General features: G+C 66.8%; 13 protein-coding genes. 6 read left to right on the top strand and 7 right to left on the bottom strand.

Going from position 1 to position 17,655, the window contains the following annotated elements:
• Positions 1–47: 47 nt before the first annotated feature.
• From ACN6O8_RS09465 to leuC, 7 genes are all read right to left on the bottom strand, one after another.
• Complete coding sequence (locus tag ACN6O8_RS09465) at positions 48–1,145, bottom strand: TRAP transporter substrate-binding protein (protein ID WP_427990808.1); 1,098 nt, start codon at positions 1,143–1,145, stop codon at positions 48–50.
• Positions 1,146–1,181: 36 nt separating this feature from the next.
• Positions 1,182–2,003: a tRNA pseudouridine(38-40) synthase TruA gene (gene truA, locus ACN6O8_RS09460; RefSeq protein ID WP_427990807.1), complete on the bottom strand. Its 822-nt coding sequence runs from the start codon at positions 2,001–2,003 to the stop codon at positions 1,182–1,184.
• Positions 2,004–2,006: 3 nt separating this feature from the next.
• The gene (locus ACN6O8_RS09455) at positions 2,007–3,716 is read right to left on the bottom strand and encodes a type IV pilus assembly protein FimV (protein WP_427990806.1); all 1,710 of its coding nucleotides are present in this window, start codon (positions 3,714–3,716) and stop codon (positions 2,007–2,009) included.
• Between the two features lie 263 nt (positions 3,717–3,979).
• Positions 3,980–5,110: an aspartate-semialdehyde dehydrogenase gene (asd, locus tag ACN6O8_RS09450; protein WP_427990805.1), complete on the bottom strand. Its 1,131-nt coding sequence runs from the start codon at positions 5,108–5,110 to the stop codon at positions 3,980–3,982.
• A gap of 231 nt (positions 5,111–5,341) precedes the next feature.
• Positions 5,342–6,418: a 3-isopropylmalate dehydrogenase gene (gene leuB / locus ACN6O8_RS09445; protein WP_427990804.1), complete on the bottom strand. Its 1,077-nt coding sequence runs from the start codon at positions 6,416–6,418 to the stop codon at positions 5,342–5,344.
• Between the two features lie 37 nt (positions 6,419–6,455).
• Positions 6,456–7,106 (bottom strand): 3-isopropylmalate dehydratase small subunit, encoded by a 651-nt coding sequence (gene leuD, locus ACN6O8_RS09440; RefSeq protein WP_006394018.1) that lies wholly within the window; start codon positions 7,104–7,106, stop codon positions 6,456–6,458.
• Positions 7,107–7,128: 22 nt separating this feature from the next.
• Positions 7,129–8,532: a 3-isopropylmalate dehydratase large subunit gene (gene leuC, locus ACN6O8_RS09435; protein WP_427990803.1), complete on the bottom strand. Its 1,404-nt coding sequence runs from the start codon at positions 8,530–8,532 to the stop codon at positions 7,129–7,131.
• Between the two features lie 518 nt (positions 8,533–9,050).
• Between leuC and ACN6O8_RS09430 the strand changes: the two genes are divergently transcribed.
• The 6 genes from ACN6O8_RS09430 to ACN6O8_RS09405 form a co-directional block, all read left to right on the top strand.
• Positions 9,051–10,562 carry a TolC family outer membrane protein gene (locus ACN6O8_RS09430; protein ID WP_427990802.1) on the top strand — a complete coding sequence of 504 codons (1,512 nt, stop codon included), beginning with the start codon at positions 9,051–9,053 and terminating at the stop codon, positions 10,560–10,562.
• Between the two features lie 23 nt (positions 10,563–10,585).
• Positions 10,586–10,798: a hypothetical protein gene (locus ACN6O8_RS09425; protein WP_427990801.1), complete on the top strand. Its 213-nt coding sequence runs from the start codon at positions 10,586–10,588 to the stop codon at positions 10,796–10,798.
• Positions 10,782–12,947 (top strand): type I secretion system permease/ATPase, encoded by a 2,166-nt coding sequence (locus ACN6O8_RS09420; protein WP_427990800.1) that lies wholly within the window; start codon positions 10,782–10,784, stop codon positions 12,945–12,947. Before ACN6O8_RS09425 ends, ACN6O8_RS09420 begins: the two co-directional genes overlap by 17 nt.
• A 7-nt stretch (positions 12,948–12,954) precedes the next feature.
• Complete coding sequence (locus ACN6O8_RS09415; RefSeq protein WP_427990799.1) at positions 12,955–14,391, top strand: HlyD family type I secretion periplasmic adaptor subunit; 1,437 nt, start codon at positions 12,955–12,957, stop codon at positions 14,389–14,391.
• Between the two features lie 19 nt (positions 14,392–14,410).
• Positions 14,411–15,067, top strand: a complete 657-nt coding sequence (locus ACN6O8_RS09410; RefSeq protein ID WP_427990798.1) for a helix-turn-helix transcriptional regulator — start codon at positions 14,411–14,413, stop codon at positions 15,065–15,067.
• Positions 15,068–15,151: 84 nt separating this feature from the next.
• A partial coding sequence (locus ACN6O8_RS09405; RefSeq protein ID WP_427990797.1) for a retention module-containing protein occupies positions 15,152–17,655 on the top strand: 2,504 nt, incomplete at its 3' end.

Here is a 17,655-nt window from a genome sequence, read left to right as displayed (position 1 = left end):
CAGTATAAGGGGCGCCCCGCCGGCGCGCGCAAGCGGGGGCCGCGGATTCAGGCGCCCGGTTGGCCGAGTGTCGCCATGAGTGAATCGAAACCACCCTCGGCCACGCGGAACCAGGGGATTTCCTTGTCACGGAAAGCCGTCATGCTCTCGTACAGCTTCTTGAACATCGGATCCTGGGCGCCGAGTTCCTGGTACAGCTTGAGCGCCGCCTCATGGGCGGCCTGCAGCATCGGCCGCGCAAACGCCTTGAGCTGCGCGCCACGCTGCACCAGCCGGCGCAGGGCATCGGGATTGCCGGCATCGTACTTGGCGATCATGTTGGCGGTGGCCATCCGGCTCGCGAGCTCCAGCGCCGCCTGGTAGGACTTGGGCAGTTCGTCGTGCGCCTGCTGGTTCACGTACAACGACAGCTGCAGCGTGCCGGCCCACCAGCCCGGAAAGTAGTAATTGCGCGCGACCTTGTACAAGGCCAGGTTCTCGTCGTCGTGCGGGCCGATCCAGGCCACCGCGTCGACGCCGCCCTGCTCCAGCGCCGCATAAGCGTCAGCGATGGGCAGGTCGACGGGCGCGGCCCCCATGCGGGCCAGCACCTGGCGGGCGAAGCCGCCAGCCTTGACCTTCAGGCCGCGCAGGTCGTCCACCGTCTTGACCTCGCCGCGGAACCAGCCGCCCATCTGCGCGCCTGTAAGACCACAAGGGAAGTTCAGGATGTTGTACTTGCCGAACAGCACGCGCGTCAGCGCCAGGCCGTCACCCTGCAGCATCCAGGCATTCATCTGCCGCGTATTCAGGCCGAACGGCACGCCGGCATCGAAGCACAGCGCGGGGTCGGTGTCGAAAAAGCGGGTCGAGGCCGTGTGGCCGCAGTCGACGATGCGCTGCTGCACGGCGTCCAGCACCTGGCCGGCGTCGACCAGATCGCCGGCCGAGAAGATCTCGATGCGGAACTTGCCGTCGGTGACGTCGCTGACATAGCGCGCCACATCCTCGGCGCCAGCGAACAGGGTCGGCGACTCATTCGGAAAACTGGAGGCCAGCCGCCAGGACACGGTGGGCGCTTGCTGGGCATGAACGGGCGCGGCGATCGCGGCACCGCCAGCAGCGGCGCCCAGGGCGGTTCGTTTCAAAAACGCGCGGCGTTGCATGAGACAGGCCTCCATTGGACGCCGGCAGGCGTCCGGCTAGGACGGGCTGCCCGGCCCCTGGGTGAACGGCGACAACAACAGCGCCCCGCCGTCCAACTGGTCCAGGCCGAACGCGTCCGGATACTCGATGGCCGACAGGTACAGGCCGTCGGGAGAAAACGTGGGCGCGCCGCGCTTGCGATCGCGCCAGGACAGCAGTTGCGCCATCCAGTCCACCGATTCGCGGCCCTGCCCGATCTGCAGCAGCGCTCCCATGATATTGCGCACCATGTGATGCAGGAAAGCATTGGCCCGCAGCGTGAACACCAGGAACGGCCCGCGCTCCTCGATATCGAGCCGGTGCATGACGCGCACCGGATGCCGGGCCTGGCACTGCGAGGAGCGGAAGCTGGAGAAATCGTGTTCGCCCAGCAAGGCGGCAGCCGCCGCGCGCATGGCCGCGACATCCAGCGGCTGGTGGCACCAGCCGGCCCGGCCGGCCCACAGCGCGGGGCGCACGCGGCCGCGCCACAGCAGGTAAACGTAAGTGCGGGCGCGGGCGGAAAAACGGGCGTGAAAGTCGTCCGGCACCGCCTGAGCCCAATGCACCGAAATACTGGGCGGCAGGAACGCGTTGACGCCGCGCACCCATGATTCCATGCGCCGCTCCAATGCCGTGTCCAGATGAACCACCTGCATCGCGCCGTGCACGCCGGTATCGGTACGGCCGGCGCAGATGGTGGGGACCGGATCGGCCACACCGCAGAACCGCGCCAGGGCGGTCTCCAGGGTGTCCTGCACCGTCTGCCGGTGCGGCTGGGTCTGCCAGCCCTGCCACGCGGAGCCGTCGTACGCCAGCCCTAATGCAACTCTGGACATTGTTCAGACCCGCGAGGAACCGCCCGCCGGACGCGGTTCGTCCGTGGGCGGTTCGTCCAGGTCGAGATTGATGGCATCGAGCTTGCGATTGAGCGCCGCGGTATCCAGCGCCGGCTCGTTGTAGGCATAGGTTTCCTCGTCGTCGTCGCCACGGCGGGCGCCGGCGCGCCGCAGCACCCAGGCGATGGCGAAGGCGATCAACGCCAGCACGGCGGTGACGATCACGAGGAGGTTGTCGGCCAACCAGGCCGGCATCGAAGCAGTCAAATCCTTATCCTTGCCTTTGCTCGCCGCCGCATCGGCGGCGGCCTTGTCTTGTTGCGCGGCGGCCGTGGACACGCCCAGCGGGCCACTCGCGCCCGGGGTACCTGCCGCGCCCGTGGCGCCTGCCGCGCCCGGGGCACCTGCCGCACCCGTAGCACCTGCCGCACCCGGGGCGCCTGCCGCACCCGTGGCACCCGCCGCGCCCGTGGCACCTGCCGCGCCCGGGGCACCTGCCGCGCCCGGGGCACCTGCCGAACCCGTAGCACCTGCCGCGCCCGGGGCACCTGCCGCACCCGTAGCGCCTGCCGCGCCCGTGGCACCTGCCGCACCCGTGGCACCTGCCGCGCCCGTAGCACCTGCCGCGCCCGTGGCGCCTGCCGTGGCTCCCGCCGCGCCCGGATCAGAAGACGCGCCCTGTCCCGTCACGGCCTTGTTCAATTCACTGACGTTACTCTCCAACTGGTTCACACGACCTTGCGCGTCCGCCATCGCGCGTTGGTTGGAGACTCGCTGGTCGGCCTGGGCCTCGGCCTGCGCCGCGGCACCGCCCTGCGCCTGGCCGGAGGACAGGCGCACGCGATCCTGGGGCGGCGATGCGGTGGCCACGCCGGTATCGCCCGGCCGGGCCACGGTGCCGGAGGCGGCGTCCTGGCCCTTGACTACCGCGGGATTGGCGCCGGCCGCCGCGCCCAGGCGGGCGCGGTAGCGGCCGAATGCCTCGGCGTGTTCGTTGAAAATACGGCGCGCTTCGGCCGGATCGACCGCGCGCACCGCGGCGGCGTCGGGAATCGCCAGCTTGCGCCCCGCGCGCACCAGATTCATGTTGTTCTGGATGAAGGCGTCAGGATTGGCGCGCCACAGCGCCACCAGCATCTGATAGACCGAGGCGTTGGGCACCGCATTGCGTTGGGCGATGGCGAACAGCGTGTCGCCCGATTTGACGTCGACCGAGCCGGAGGTGCCGCCCGCGCGGCCCGGCGCGTCCAGGGCCGCCGGTGTAACGTCGGCACCCGCGCCGCGCAGCGGCACCAGGATGCTGACCTGCACCTGCCGCTGGCCGGAGCTGGAACTGATATCCAGCAGCAGATCGACCGCACCGCCGGCCGGCGCCTGGGTCGAGCGCACCCGCAGGTTCTTGCGGGTTGGATCCATGCCATCTTCGATTCGCACCACCAGGCTGGCCAGCGGCGCGGGCGGCTTCAGGCCGGCGCGCTGCCACGCGGCCTCGTCCGCGACGGACACGCGCAGCGAGGACACTTCGTCAGGCGTCAATTCCTGCAATCCGACCAAGGCTTGCAACGGCGCGCCCGGCGCCGACACCACCCGCGAATGCCCCACCCGCATCGCCAAGGCCGGACTGCAAGCGCCCGCGCCTATCGCCAGCGCGATCGCCCACTGCAGGGCCTTCAAACGGCGGGCATGCTTCACGTGGCGCGAACGCTGGGTCATAAGCTGGAATTCCGTTCTTGTCGTCGAATAATCGGGCGCGGGCTGTTCGTGGCGATCGCGGGGGAACGAGCCTCAATTCACCCGAAAAGTGTAATGGATGGAACGCGTTTCACAAACCTGAAAGGCACATCGGCATTGACGGGCGGGCGCATTAGCGGCCGTGTCCGACGCCGGGCGCGAGTCCGCGCAAACGACAAAGGCACCCGCGGGTGCCTTTGTCGTTGACGCCTTCACCAGCGGGCGGCCCAGGCCGCCCTCCGGACTCAGGCTTCGGCCAGCGCGATGCGCAGCATGCGGCGCAGCGGTTCGGCGGCGCCCCACAGCAACTGGTCGCCGACGGTGAAAGCGCTGAGGTACTGCGGCCCCATCGACATCTTGCGCAGGCGGCCCACCGGAATGTCCAGCGTGCCGGTGACCGCCACCGGGGTCAGTTCACGGATGGTTTCTTCCTTGGTGTTGGGAATCACCTTGGCCCATTGCGTGCCCTGCGCGATCAGCGCTTCGATCTCGTCCAGCGGCAGATCGCGCTTGAGCTTGATGGTCAGCGCCTGGCTGTGGCAGCGCATTGCGCCGATGCGCACGCACAGGCCGTCGATCGGGGTGGCGGCGGTGCCGAAGGCGGCGCCGCGGCCGAGGATCTTGTTGGTCTCGACCTCGCCCTTCCACTCTTCCTTGGACATGCCGTTGCCCAGATCCTTGTCGATCCAGGGAATCAGGCTGCCGCCCAGCGGCACGCCGAAGTGCTCGTGCGGCAAGGCCTCATCCTTTTGCTTGGCCAGGATGCCGCGGTCGATTTCCAGGATGGCCGAGGCCGGGTCGTCCAGCAGCGGCTTGACGGCGTGGTTCAGTTCGCCGAACTGGGTCAGCAACTCGCGCATGTGCTGCGCGCCGCCGCCCGAAGCGGCCTGGTAGGTCATGGTGGTCATCCACTCGACCAGGTCGTTGTTGAACAGGCCGGCCAGGCCCATCAGCATGCAGCTGACCGTGCAATTGCCGCCGATGAAGTTGCGCACGCCGCGCTTGAGCGCCGCGTCGATCACGGGACGGTTGACCGGGTCCAGCACGATGATGGCGTCATCGGCCATGCGCAGCGTGCTGGCGGCGTCGATCCAGATGCCGTTCCAGCCCGCGCCGCGCAGCTTGGGGTAGACCTCGGAGGTGTAGTCGCCCCCTTGCGCCGTCACGATGATCGGCAGTTTTTTCAGAGCGTCGATGTTGTAGGCGTCTTGCAGCGGGCCCGCGCCAGTCGCCCAAGTGGGGGCGGCGCCGCCAGCGTTGCTGGTGGAGAAAAACACCGGTTCGATCAGTGCGAAGTCGTTCTCGTCGCGCATGCGTTGCATGAGCACCGAGCCGACCATACCGCGCCAGCCGACAAGGCCTACTGCTTGATTCATTTCAATCGCTCTTTAAAGGTGGGGACAAGGTGTGGTGAAAAAACGTGCAATAACCCAACAATTTATCAGAATGCACGCGCAGATGTTGCGGCGCAGCTTGAAAAAACGGGGCCGCAATCAAAGCCAAGCCGCTTTCGCGGCGCGCCGGCAACAACGGCACGAAAAAGGGCCGCCCGGCGGGCAGCCCCTTGGAATCGGGACCGCGCCGCAAGGGCGCGCCCCTTGCAAGCGTCAGGCCAGGGCTTTGAGGACGGCGTCGCCCATGCCCGAGGTGGTGACCTTGGTGGTGCCCGGTTCGAAGATGTCGGCGGTGCGCAGGCCAGCGGCCAGCACGCGGCGCACGGCGGCTTCGATGCGGTCGGCCTGCGGCGCCAGGTTCAGCGAGTAGCGCAGCAGCATGGCGGCCGACAGGATGGTCGCCAGCGGGTTGGCGATGCCCTGGCCGGCGATGTCGGGGGCCGAGCCGTGGCTGGGCTCGTACAGACCCTGGCCGCCGGCGTTCAGCGAGGCCGACGGCAGCATGCCGATCGAGCCCGTCAGCATGGCGGCCTCGTCCGACAGGATGTCACCAAACAGGTTGCCGGTGACGATCACGTCGAACTGGCGCGGGTTGCGCACCAACTGCATGGCGGCGTTGTCGACGTACATGTGCGACAGCTCGACGTCCGGGTAGTCGCGCGCCACTTCGATGACGATATCGCGCCAGAACTGCGAGGTCTCGAGCACGTTGGCCTTGTCGACGCTGCACAGCTTCTTGTTGCGCTTGCGGGCCGATTCAAAGCCGATGCGGGCGATGCGGCGCACTTCGGACTCGGCGTAGCGCATCGTGTCGTAGCCTTCGCGTTCGCCGCTGAAGGCGCCGTCCGGCGACGCGCGCACGCCGCGCGGCGTGCCGAAATAGATGTCGCCGGTCAGTTCGCGGATGATCAGGATGTCCAGGCCCGAGACGATCTCGGGCTTGAGCGACGAGGCGCTGGCGAGCTCGGGATACAGAATGGCCGGGCGCAGGTTGGCGAAAAGGCCGAGCGCCTTGCGCAGGCCCAGGATGGCCTGTTCGGGACGGAATTCGCGCGGCAGGCTGTCGTACTTCCAGTCGCCGACGGCGCCGAACAGCACGGCGTGCGATTCCTTGGCCAGATTCAGCGTCGCCGGGGGCAGCGGGTGTTCGAACGCGTCGAACGCGGCGCCGCCGACGGCGGCCTGCTTGATGTCGAACGGCACGTCCAGTGCCGTCAGGACGCGCACGGCCTGTTCGACGATTTCGGGGCCGATGCCGTCACCCGGCAAGACTGCGATGTTGTGAGTCATGGAAAAAACGGTCCTGTGGTCGGTATGAAGGGGCGGGTCAGGCGATCGGCCGGCTTTCCAGCCAGGGATGGCGGGCCAGGCGCTCGGCCTCGAAGGCGCGGATCTTGTCCGCATGGCGCAGGGTCAGGCCGATGTCGTCGAAACCGTTGAGCAGGCAATACTTGCGGAACGGCTCGATGTCGAACTTCATGGCGCGGCCGTCGGCCGCCACCACCACCTGGCGGTCCAGGTCGATGTTGAGCTTGTAGGCCGGGAACGCCTTCACTTCGTCGAACAGGCGCGCCACTTCGAGCTCGGACAGCACGATCGGCAGCAGGCCGTTCTTGAAGCTGTTGTTGAAGAAGATGTCGGCGTACGACGGCGCGATGATGGCGCGAAAGCCGAACTGCGTCAGCGCCCAGGGCGCGTGCTCGCGGCTCGAACCGCAGCCGAAGTTCTTGCGCGCCAGCAGCACCGAGGCGCCCTGGTAACGCGGCTGGTTCAGCACGAAATCGGGGTTGAGCGGACGCTTGCTGTTGTCCATGCCCGGTTCGCCGTGGTCCAGGTAACGCAGCTCGTCGAACAGGTTCGGGCCGAAGCCGGTGCGCTTGATGGACTTGAGGAACTGCTTGGGGATGATGAGGTCCGTATCGACGTTTTCGCGGTCGAGCGGAGCCACCAGGCCTTCGTGAGTGGTGAATGCTTGCATGATGTCGGTACTCGGTGGGCGCTTAACGGAACGTGCGGACGTCGACGAAATGGCCGGCCACGGCGGCGGCCGCGGCCATTGCCGGGCTGACCAGGTGGGTGCGGCCACCCTGGCCCTGGCGGCCTTCGAAGTTGCGGTTCGAGGTCGAGGCGCAGCGCTCGCCCGGCTCGAGCCGGTCGGCGTTCATGGCCAGGCACATCGAGCAGCCCGGCTCGCGCCATTCGAAGCCCGCCTCGATGAAGATCTTGTCCAGCCCTTCGCGTTCGGCCTGCTGCTTGACCAGCCCGGAACCCGGCACCACCATGGCCTGGCGCACGTTGGACGCCACGTGCTTGCCGCGCGCCACGGCGGCGGCGGCGCGCAGGTCTTCGATGCGCGAGTTGGTGCAGGAACCGATGAAGACACGGTCGACACGGATGTCGGTCAGGGGCGTATTGGGCTTGAGGCCCATGTATTCGAGCGCGCGTTCCATGCCGCTGCGGCGCACGTCGTCTTTTTCGCGGTCGGGGTCCGGCACGCGCGAATCGACCGGCAGCACCATTTCGGGCGAGGTGCCCCAGGTGACCTGCGGCTTGATGTCGCGGGCGTTGACCTCGACCACGGTGTCGAACTTGGCGCCTTCGTCGGTGTGCAGCGTGCGCCAGTAGGCCACGGCGCGGTCCCACAGCACGCCGGAGGGCGCGAAGGGGCGGCCACGGAAATACTCGATGGTCTTGTCGTCGACGGCGACCATGCCCGACCGGGCGCCAGCCTCGATGGCCATGTTGCAGACCGTCATGCGGCCTTCCACGGACAGCGCGCGGATGGTGCTTCCGGCGAATTCGATGGCGTGACCGGTGCCGCCGGCCGTGCCGATGATGCCGATGATGTGCAGGACCACGTCCTTGGCCGTACAGCCGAACGGCAGGTCGCCCTCGACCTTGATCAGCATGCTCTTGGCTTTCTTCATCAGCAGCGTCTGCGTGGCCAGCACGTGCTCGACCTCGGAGGTGCCGATGCCGAACGCCAGCGCGCCCAGCGCGCCGTGGGTGCTGGTGTGCGAGTCGCCACAGACCACGGTCATGCCCGGCAGGGTGGCGCCCTGCTCCGGCCCGATCACGTGGACGATGCCCTGGCGCAGGTCGTTCATGCGGAATTCGGTGATGCCGTATTTGTCGCAGTTGGCGTCGAGCGTGTCGACCTGCAGGCGCGAGATGGGATCGTCGATGCCCTGGGCGCGGTTCATGGTCGGCACGTTATGGTCGGCGACCGCCAGGTTGGCGCCGTTGCGCCACGGCTTGCGGCCAGCCAGGGCCAGGCCTTCGAACGCCTGCGGGCTGGTGACCTCGTGCAGCAGGTGGCGGTCGATATAGAGCAGACAGGTACCGTCTGATTCCTGGTGGACGATGTGGGCGTCCCAGAGTTTGTCGTAAAGGGTTTGGGCCATGGATGCGCTCTGCAAATGGACAAATCCGGCTGGTGCCTGGCGCGGGGCGCGCAATACGCCCCGCCGCCGGCCGCTGCGGCATGAAGGCGATTATGCCCACGCTCCCAACCTAGTACAACCACACCAAACATACTAGTACCAACAATACCATGGTGCCGCGCGCCGGGCCCGAATGGCATGGCACTGTGACGCTGGCAATAGCCGCAAACTCCCGATAATCAAAAAACCACAACATAAAAAACAATTTCTATACAAAAGACGCAACCGGATATAATCGCGTTTCAATGTGGCAAAGCAGAAACCGCAATAATGCGAAATAAAACGCATCAATGGTTTTTGATTAATCCGTCCATATTGAATTTCGTGTAAATCACGTCATTTTCCGTGATCTATTACGAAATAAATTCCGACGGGCCGGCAAATTCCGTCAAGACTTTACAAACCTTGACTCGCCAATTCTGACATTTGCAAACAATATGCCGGCTATCAATCTCCCACTTGACTCGCGAATAATCCCTATGGCTTCGTTTCTGCTCAAAACCACGGTTTCCGCCCTGGCCTTTGCGTTCGTTCCCGCCACGTTTGCCCAGCAGCCGGCAGCGGTGGATTCCAGCTCTCCCGCTCCGGGTACCACGACCCTGAACCAGATTGTCGAGCAGACCCTGCTCAGCAATCCGGAAATCCAGGCCAAGTACCACGACTTCCAGGCCTCGCTGGAAGGTCAGGCGGTGGCCCGCGGTGCGTTCTTCCCGCAGGTCAACGCGCTCGGCTACGCCGGCCGTGAGTACCGCAACAACGTGCCGGGTGCGGGATCGCAGAACTGGAACCGTCCGGGTTACAACTTCGAGCTGCGCCAGCTGATTTTCGACGGTTTCCGCACCAGCAACGACGTCAAGCAGGCCGGCTTCGACAAACTGGCGCGTTTCTATGACGTGCTGGCCACCAGCGACAGCACCGCCCTGGCCGCCGTGCAGGCCTATATCGACCTGCAGCGCTACCGCGACATGGAGCTGCTGGCCCGCCAGAATTATTCGCTGCACGAGGAAACCCTCAAGCAGATCGGCCAGCGCGCCGAGTCCGGCGTCGGCCGGCGCGTCGACCTGGAACAGGCCGGCGGCCGCCTGGCGCTGGCCCAGACCAACCTGATGACCGAAACCACCAACCTGCTGGACGTGCAGCAGCGCTTCCAGCGCGTGACCGGCGCCCTGCCGCCCGAGTCGATGCAGCCGGTGCCCGACGTGTCCGACAAGCTGCCGACCAAACCCGGCAACTTCAATGAGTCGCTGCGCCGCAACCCCAGCTTCCTGTCCAAACAGGCCGCCCTGCAGGCGGCGGAAGCCGGCGTGGCCTCGTCCAAGGGCGCGTTCTCGCCCAAGTTCGAGTTCGTCGCCGCCACCGGCCGCGACCAGAACGACCCCACGCCGGAGAACCGCAACATCCGCAGCTCCAGCGTCCAAGTGGTCATGAACTACAACCTGTACCGCGGCGGCGCCGATTCGGCGCGGGTGCGCCAGACGGCCGCCCAGTCCTACGCCGCCCGCGACGTGCGCGACTACACCTGCCGCAACGTGCAGCAGGATCTGGCCGTGGCCTGGAACAACATCACCAGCCTGCAGGAAAAGCTGCCCTTCCTGCGCGACCACGAAATGGCCACGGCCAAGGTGCGCGACGCCTACCGCCAACAGTTCCAGATCGGCCAGCGCACCCTGCTCGACCTGCTCAACACCGAGAACGAGCTGTTCGAATCGCGCCGCGCGCTGACCAATGCCATCTATGACCTCAAACTGGCTCAGTACCGCTGGCTGGCGCTTTCGCATAAGCTGTTGCCGGCGCTGACGCTGCAACCCGCGCGCAACGAAATGCCCGAGGAAAACGGCAAGCTGGTGGTGTCCGACGACGTCATCCGCCTGTGCAATTCCACGGTGCCCGATTCGGCGCGGCTGACGCCGGTGCGTGTGCAATACAACGAAGGCACCCTGCCGCCCACGCTGGTGCCGCTGAACGCGCCCGCCGCCCAGACCCGTCCCTGACGAGGCGCGCGCAAGGAGGCCATATGGCTACTGAGGACAACGACTTTTCACGGTTGGATGCGGACTTTGTCCGTGTGTTGGAAGACTTGATCGATGCCTTGATCGCCAATGGCACCTTGCGCATGACGGACCTGCCGATACAGGCCCAGCAAAAACTCACCCAGCGCAAGCAACAGCGCGCGCGCCTCTCGGAGCATCTGGACCTGCTGGATGACGAAGATGGACAAGTTATCTGACGCCGCTGCCCGGCAATGGCGCGCCGACGCGCGCGCCGCGCACGACGACCCCTTGCTGGATTGCCTGGTCGAGATCACCCGGCTGCATGGCGTGGCGGCCACCGCGCAGGCGCTGTCCGCCGGCCTGCCGCTGGAAGCGCACCGGCTGACGCCGGCGCTGCTGCCGCGGGCGGCGGCGCGCGCGCAGCTGTCCGCGCGCGTGGTCAAGCGTCCGCTGGAAGGCCTGCCGTCCGACCTGCTGCCGGCCATCCTGCTGCTCAACGGCGAACGGGCCTGCCTGCTGCTCAAGAAAGACGGCGACACCTGTGTGATCAGCCACCCGGAACTGGGCGGCAGCGCCATTGAGATCAGCGCGGCCGAACTGGACGCGCAATACACCGGCCTGGTGTGTTTCGTGCGCCCGCAATTCCGCTTCGACGCGCGCGCGCCGGAAGTGGCCAAGGTGCGCGAACGCCATTGGTTCTGGGCCGCCATCATGGAAAACCGGCGCCTGTACCGTGATGCGCTCATCGCCGCCCTGCTGATCAACATCTTCGCCATGGCGATGCCGCTGTTCACCATGAACGTCTACGACCGCGTGGTGCCCAACAACGCCGTCGAAACGCTGTGGGTGCTGGCGCTGGGCATCGCGCTGGTGGTGATCTTCAACATGATCCTCAGCACGGCCCGTTCGCACGTGGTCGACAGCGCCAGCAAACGCGTCGACGTGCGGCTGTCGGCACAAATCATGGAACGGGTGCTGGATCTGCGCATGGAAGGCCGCCCGGTCTCGGTCGGCTCGTTCGCCGCCAACCTGCGCTCGTTCGAGTCGATCCGCGATTTCATCGCCTCGGCCACCATCACCACCCTGGTGGACCTGCCCTTCATCCTGCTGTTCCTGGCGGCGCTGGCGTGGGTGTCGCCGTGGCTGGTGCTGCCGCCGGTGGTGGCGATCGTGCTGATCCTGGTGGTGTCGCTGGCGGCCCAGGCACGCATGGAGGCTCTGACGATGGCGTCGTTCCAGGCCTCGTCGCAGCGCAACGCCACTCTGGTCGAAGCCCTGACCGGGCTGGAAGCGGTCAAGACCCTCAATGCCCAGGGCGCGATCCAGCGCAACTGGGAACGCTCCACCGAGTTCATCGCCCAGACCGGCGGCAAGCTCAAGCTGATCTCGTCGTCCACCGTGGGCTTCGTGCAGGCGGTGCAGCAGCTTGTGTCGATCTCGGTGGTGATCATCGGCGTGTACCTGGCGCAGGACTCGGCCTTGTCGATGGGCGGCATCATCGCCGCCTCGATGATCGCCGGGCGCTGCCTGGCGCCGCTGGGCCAGGTGGCCGGCCTGCTGATGCAGTACCAGAACGCCCGCACCTCGCTCGGCTCGATCGACAACTACATGAAGCTGCCGATCGAGCGCCCGCCCGAGGCCGAGTTCCTGCACCGCCCCGTGTTCCACGGCGCGCTGGAGTTCCGCGACGTCAGCTTCACCTACCCGGGCAGCACCCAGCCGGTGCTCAAGAAAGTTTCCTTCAAGCTCAAGCCGGGCGAGAAGGTTGGCATCATCGGCCGCATCGGCTCGGGCAAGACCACCCTGGAAAAGCTGGCGCTGGCGCTATACCAGCCGACCGAGGGCGCGGTTCTGCTGGACGGCGTGGACGTGCGCCAGATCGACCCGGCCGACGTGCGCCGCGCCATCGGCCACGTGCCGCAGGATCCGCTGCTGTTCTACGGCAGCCTCAAGCACAACCTGGCCATGGGCGCGCCCTACGCCGACGACGCCAGCATCCTGGCGGCCGCCAACATGGCCGGCGTGACCGAGTTCGCCAACCTGCATCCCAACGGCTTCGACATGCTCATCGGCGAGCGTGGCGAGTCGCTGTCCGGTGGCCAGCGCCAGTCGGTGGCGGTGGCGCGCGCGCTGATCAACGATCCGCCCATCCTGCTGCTGGACGAACCCAGCAGCAACATGGACCACCAGAGCGAAGCGCAGTTGCGTCGCCGCCTGGGCGAAGCCAGCGCCAACAAGACCATCCTGCTGGTCACCCACCGCACCGCCCTGCTGGAACTGGTCGATCGCCTGATCGTCATCGATAACGGCCATATCGTGGCCGATGGCCCCAAGGAACAGGTCGTCGAAGCCCTGCGCCAGGGGCGCGTCGGACGCGGAAGCTGAGAGCCGCATGGACAACACCACCGCCATCCAGAAAACCGCCGCTTCCCGGCCCGGCCTGCTCACGCGGCTGTGGCTCAAGCTGCGCGGCGTCTTCATCTATTTCTTCGACCGGCTGCTCGACGGCGCGGAAAAGGGCAAGCCGAAGGCGCGCACCGATTACGTCGGCAACGCCGAATGGGTCATCCACGAATCCCAGGCGCGCGGCGCCCGCGTGCTGCTGTGGACCAGCCTGCTGGCCGTGCTGCTGTTGCTGCTGTGGGCGGGCTTCGGCTACATCGACGAAGTCGTGCGCGGCGAAGGCAAGGTCGTGCCATCGCGCCAGGTCCAGGTCATCCAAAGCCTGGACGGCGGCATCGTCGAGGAAATCCTGGTCAAGCCGGGCCAGGAGGTCGAGGCCGGCCAGATCCTGCTGAAGATCGATTCCACCCGCTTCGCCTCGTCGCTGGGGGAAAACAACGCCGAATACCTGTCGTTGCTGGCCAAGTCCGCGCGCCTGAAGGCGCTGGCCACCGGCGAGCCTTTCGTCGCGCCCGAGGAAGTGCTGGCGCAGGCGCCGGGACTGGCCGAGATGGAACGCAACGCCTGGCAGGCCCGCACCACCGAACTGAACGCCACCGTCAACGTCGCCCGCGAACAGCTCAAGCAGCGCCAGGAAGAACTGCGCGAGACCATCGCCAAGCGCGACCAGGCCTCGGCCAGTTGCGGCCTGACCTCGCGCGAGCTGCAGGTGACCCGGCCTCTGCTCAAGAGCGGCGCGGTGTCCGAAGTCGACCTGCTGCGCCTGCAGCGCGACGTGGCGCGCTACTGCGGCGAACAGAAAGGCGCCGAGGCCCAGATCGACCGCATCCAGGCCTCGATCAAGGAAGCCCAGAGCAAGCTTGAGGAATCCGAGCTGAACATCCGCAACCAGGCCCGTAACGAGCTGTCCGAGACCAACACCAAGCTGTCGACGCTGCGCGAGGGCAAGCTGGCCCTGGCCGACCGCGTCAAGCTGGCGGAAGTGCGGGCGCCGGTGCGCGGCACCGTCAAGACGCTGTTCAACAACACCGTCGGCGGCGTGGTGCAGCCGGGCAAGGACATCATCGAGATCGTGCCCAAGGACGACACCCTGCTGCTGGAAGTGCGCATCCTGCCGCGCGACATCGGCTTCCTGCACCCCAACCAGAAGGCCGAGGTCAAGTTCACCGCCTACGACTTCGCCATCTATGGCGGGCTGGAAGGCAAGGTCGAACAGATCGGCGCCGACACGGTGACCGACGAGAAAGGCAATTCCTATTACGTGGTGCGGGTCCGCACGGATCGCAGCACAGTGGGCGACAACAACCTGCCCATCATTCCCGGGATGGTGGCCGAAGTCCACGTCCTGACCGGCAAGCGCACCGTGCTGCAGTACCTGCTCAAGCCGGTGCTGCGCGCGAAGGCCAATGCCTTCACCGAGCGTTAGAGGAGAGCGAGAAGGCGTTATGAAATCCGTTCCCGTCCTGTTTATTACGCACGACGACCTGCTGTGGCAGCATTGGCACACGCTGGATCCGGCGCGCTGGCTCGCGGCCCGCGGACGCGGCCTGGCGGATCTGCAACGCTGGCGCGAACAGGGCCGCGCCCTGGCGGTGCTGGACAGCGACCTGCCGCGGCTGCCGTCCTGGCACGACCCCGCCTGGCAGGCCCAGCTCGCCGGGCTGCAAGTGGTGGTGGCCAGCCCCAGCCCCAACGACGAGCAAGGCACCCAGGCACTGGGCGCCGGCGCGTTGGGTTATTGCCACAGCTATGCCCCGGCGCCGGCCTTGGCGCAGGCGCTGGAGGTGGTCGCCTCCGGCGGCATCTGGATGGGCCGTTCGCTGGTGACCCGCCTGCTGCGGCTGGTCAGCGAGCGGGCGCAGGACAGCCAATCGTGGGACAACGGCGTGCTGACCGAACGCGAAATCACCGTGGCGCGCTATGCCGCCAGCGGCCAGTCCAACGCCCAGATCGCCGACGCCCTGGGCATCACCGAGCGCACCGTCAAGGCGCATCTGTCGGCGGTGTTCGACAAGCTTGAGGTCACCGACCGCCTGCAATTGGCGCTGCGGGTTCACGGCATTTCGGCGCCGGCCGACGCGCGCAGCCAAATTCCCTCCTGAACCTGTCCTTGAGGACAATACCGCCGCGCGCCGGCTCCCTCTAGTATCTGGCCATCTTGGACTACTCCCTGAAACGGAACCAACATGGCCAACTCCTCCCCCGCAGTCGTCACTGAAATCACCGGTCGCGCGTGGATACGCAATAGCGACGGCTCCCTGACCGAGTTGCACCAGGGCAGCAACGTGCCCGCCGGCAGCGACATCGTCACGGCCTCGGGCGCCAGCGTCGCGCTGCAGGTGGAGAACGGCATGCCGATCGTGATCGGCGAAGGCCGCGAAGTGGCCGTTACCGGTGATATGGCCGGCCCGCTGGCCGACCCGACCGAAGCGGCGGTGACCCCGCCCAAAGGCACCGACTCCGACCGCCTGCTGGCGGCTCTGCAGGCCGGCCAGGACCCGTTCGAAGTGCTGGATCCGACCGCCGCGACCCTGACCGGCGGCAGCGGCGATGACGGCGGCGGCAGCTTCGTGCGCCTGGCCCGTATCCTGGAAACCACCAGCCCGCTGGATCTGGCCTACCCCAACCCGGGCCGGGGCGCCGACACGATCGATCGCGCCGCCAGCGGCACGGGCGCCGGCGCCGCCGCGGGCGACACCAACAACGCGCCGCTGGCCGTCAATGACGCCGCCCGCACCGACGAGAAGAGCGTCGTGCGCGGCAACCTGCTGACCAACGACAGCGATCCGGACGGCGATCCCCTGACCCTGGTGTCGGTCAGCGGCCGTCCCATGACCTCGGGCGGCGTCAGCGTCACCGGCTCCAATGGCGGCACCTTCACCGTGCTGCCGGACGGCAGCTACACCTTCGTGCCCGGCAACAGCTTCCAGAACCTGCCCGAAGGCCAGACCGCCACCACCACGGTGACCTACGTCGTCACCGACCCGAGCGGCGCGACCTCGACCGCCACGGTGGAAGTGACCGTGGTCGGCGTCAACGACCCGGCCCTGATCACCCCTGCCCAACCGGGCGACGATGCCGGCACCGTGGTCGAGGACGAGAAGTCCACCGCCAACGGCAAGCTCAACGTGGTCGACGCCGACGATGGCCAGTCCTTCTTCGTGGCCGTGGCCGACCGCCCCGGCGTCTACGGCACGTTCTCGATCGACGCCAACGGCAACTGGGTCTACAACCTGAATCAGACCGACGCGCGCGTGCAGTCGCTGGCCGTGGGCGAGAAGCTCACCGAGACCTTCACCGTCACCACCGCCGACGGCACTACCGGCACGGTCACCATCACCATCAATGGCACCAACGACGCGCCGACCATCAGCGGCGAAGCGGCCGGCGACGTCAAGGAAGACGGCGCCCAGGAAGTGTCGGGGCAGTTGGCCAAGCAAGACGTCGACACCAGCGACACCCATACCTGGTCCGTCAACGATGGCGGCAAGGGCCAGTACGGCACCCTGACCGTCGACCAGAACGGCAAGTGGACGTACGTGCTGGACAACGGCAGCGACACGGTCCAGGCGCTGGCCGAGGGCCAGAAAGTCACCGACACCATCACCGTGACCGTCGATGATGGCCACGGCGGCAAGGCCACCCAGGTCATCACGATCACGGTCACGGGCACCAACGACGCCCCGACCATCAGCGGCACCACCATCGGCGAGATCCGCGAGGACGACACCCGCGACACCGTGTCCGGCCAGCTGACCCAGCATGACGTCGATACCAGCGACACCCACACCTGGACCGTCAACGATGGCGGCAAGGGCCAGTACGGCTCGTTCACGGTCGACGGCAGCGGTAAGTGGACTTACACCCTGGACAACAGCAGCGACAAGGTTCAGGCCCTCAAGGACGGCGAGACGGTCACCGACACCATCACCGTCACCGTCGATGATGGCCATGGCGGCACTGCCACCGAAACCATCACCGTCACCATCACCGGCACCAACGACACCGCCATCGTCACCCCGAGCAAGCCGGGCGATGACGCCGGCACGGTCAAGGAAGACGACGTGCTGACCACCGGCGGCAAGCTGGACGTGACCGACAAGGACGCGGGCGAAGCCAGCTTCAAGCCCCAGACCGATGCCAAGGGCGACCATGGCACGTTCTCGATCGACGCCGACGGCAACTGGACCTACAAGCTCGACAACAACGATCCCAAGGTCCAGGCCCTGGCCGTGGGCGAGAAGCTCACCGAGACCTTCACCGTCACCACCCTCGACGGCACCAAGAGCACCGTCACCGTCACCATCGACGGCACCAACGACGATCCGAAGCTCAGCGGCAAGACCGACGGCGCCGTGACCGAAGACGGCACGGCCACCGCCACCGGCAAGCTCGACGTCACCGACGTCGACACCAGCGACAAGCACACCTGGACTGTCGGCAACGATGGCAAGGGCCAGTACGGCACCTTCACCGTCGACCAGAACGGCAACTGGAAGTTCGAGCTGGACAACAGCAGCGACAAGGTCCAGGCCCTGACCGATGGGCAGAAGGTCACCGACACCATCACCGTCACCGTCGATGATGGCCATGGCGGCACTGCCACCGAAACCATCACGGTCACCATCACCGGCACCAACGACACCGCCATCGTCACCCCCAGCAAGCCGGGCGATGACGCCGGCACGGT

Origin of the sequence: Achromobacter sp. (assembly GCF_050285565.1) — a bacterium.
Classification (GTDB): Bacteria; Pseudomonadota; Gammaproteobacteria; order Burkholderiales; family Burkholderiaceae_B; genus Achromobacter.
This window is presented reverse-complemented; position numbering and strand designations above follow the sequence as displayed.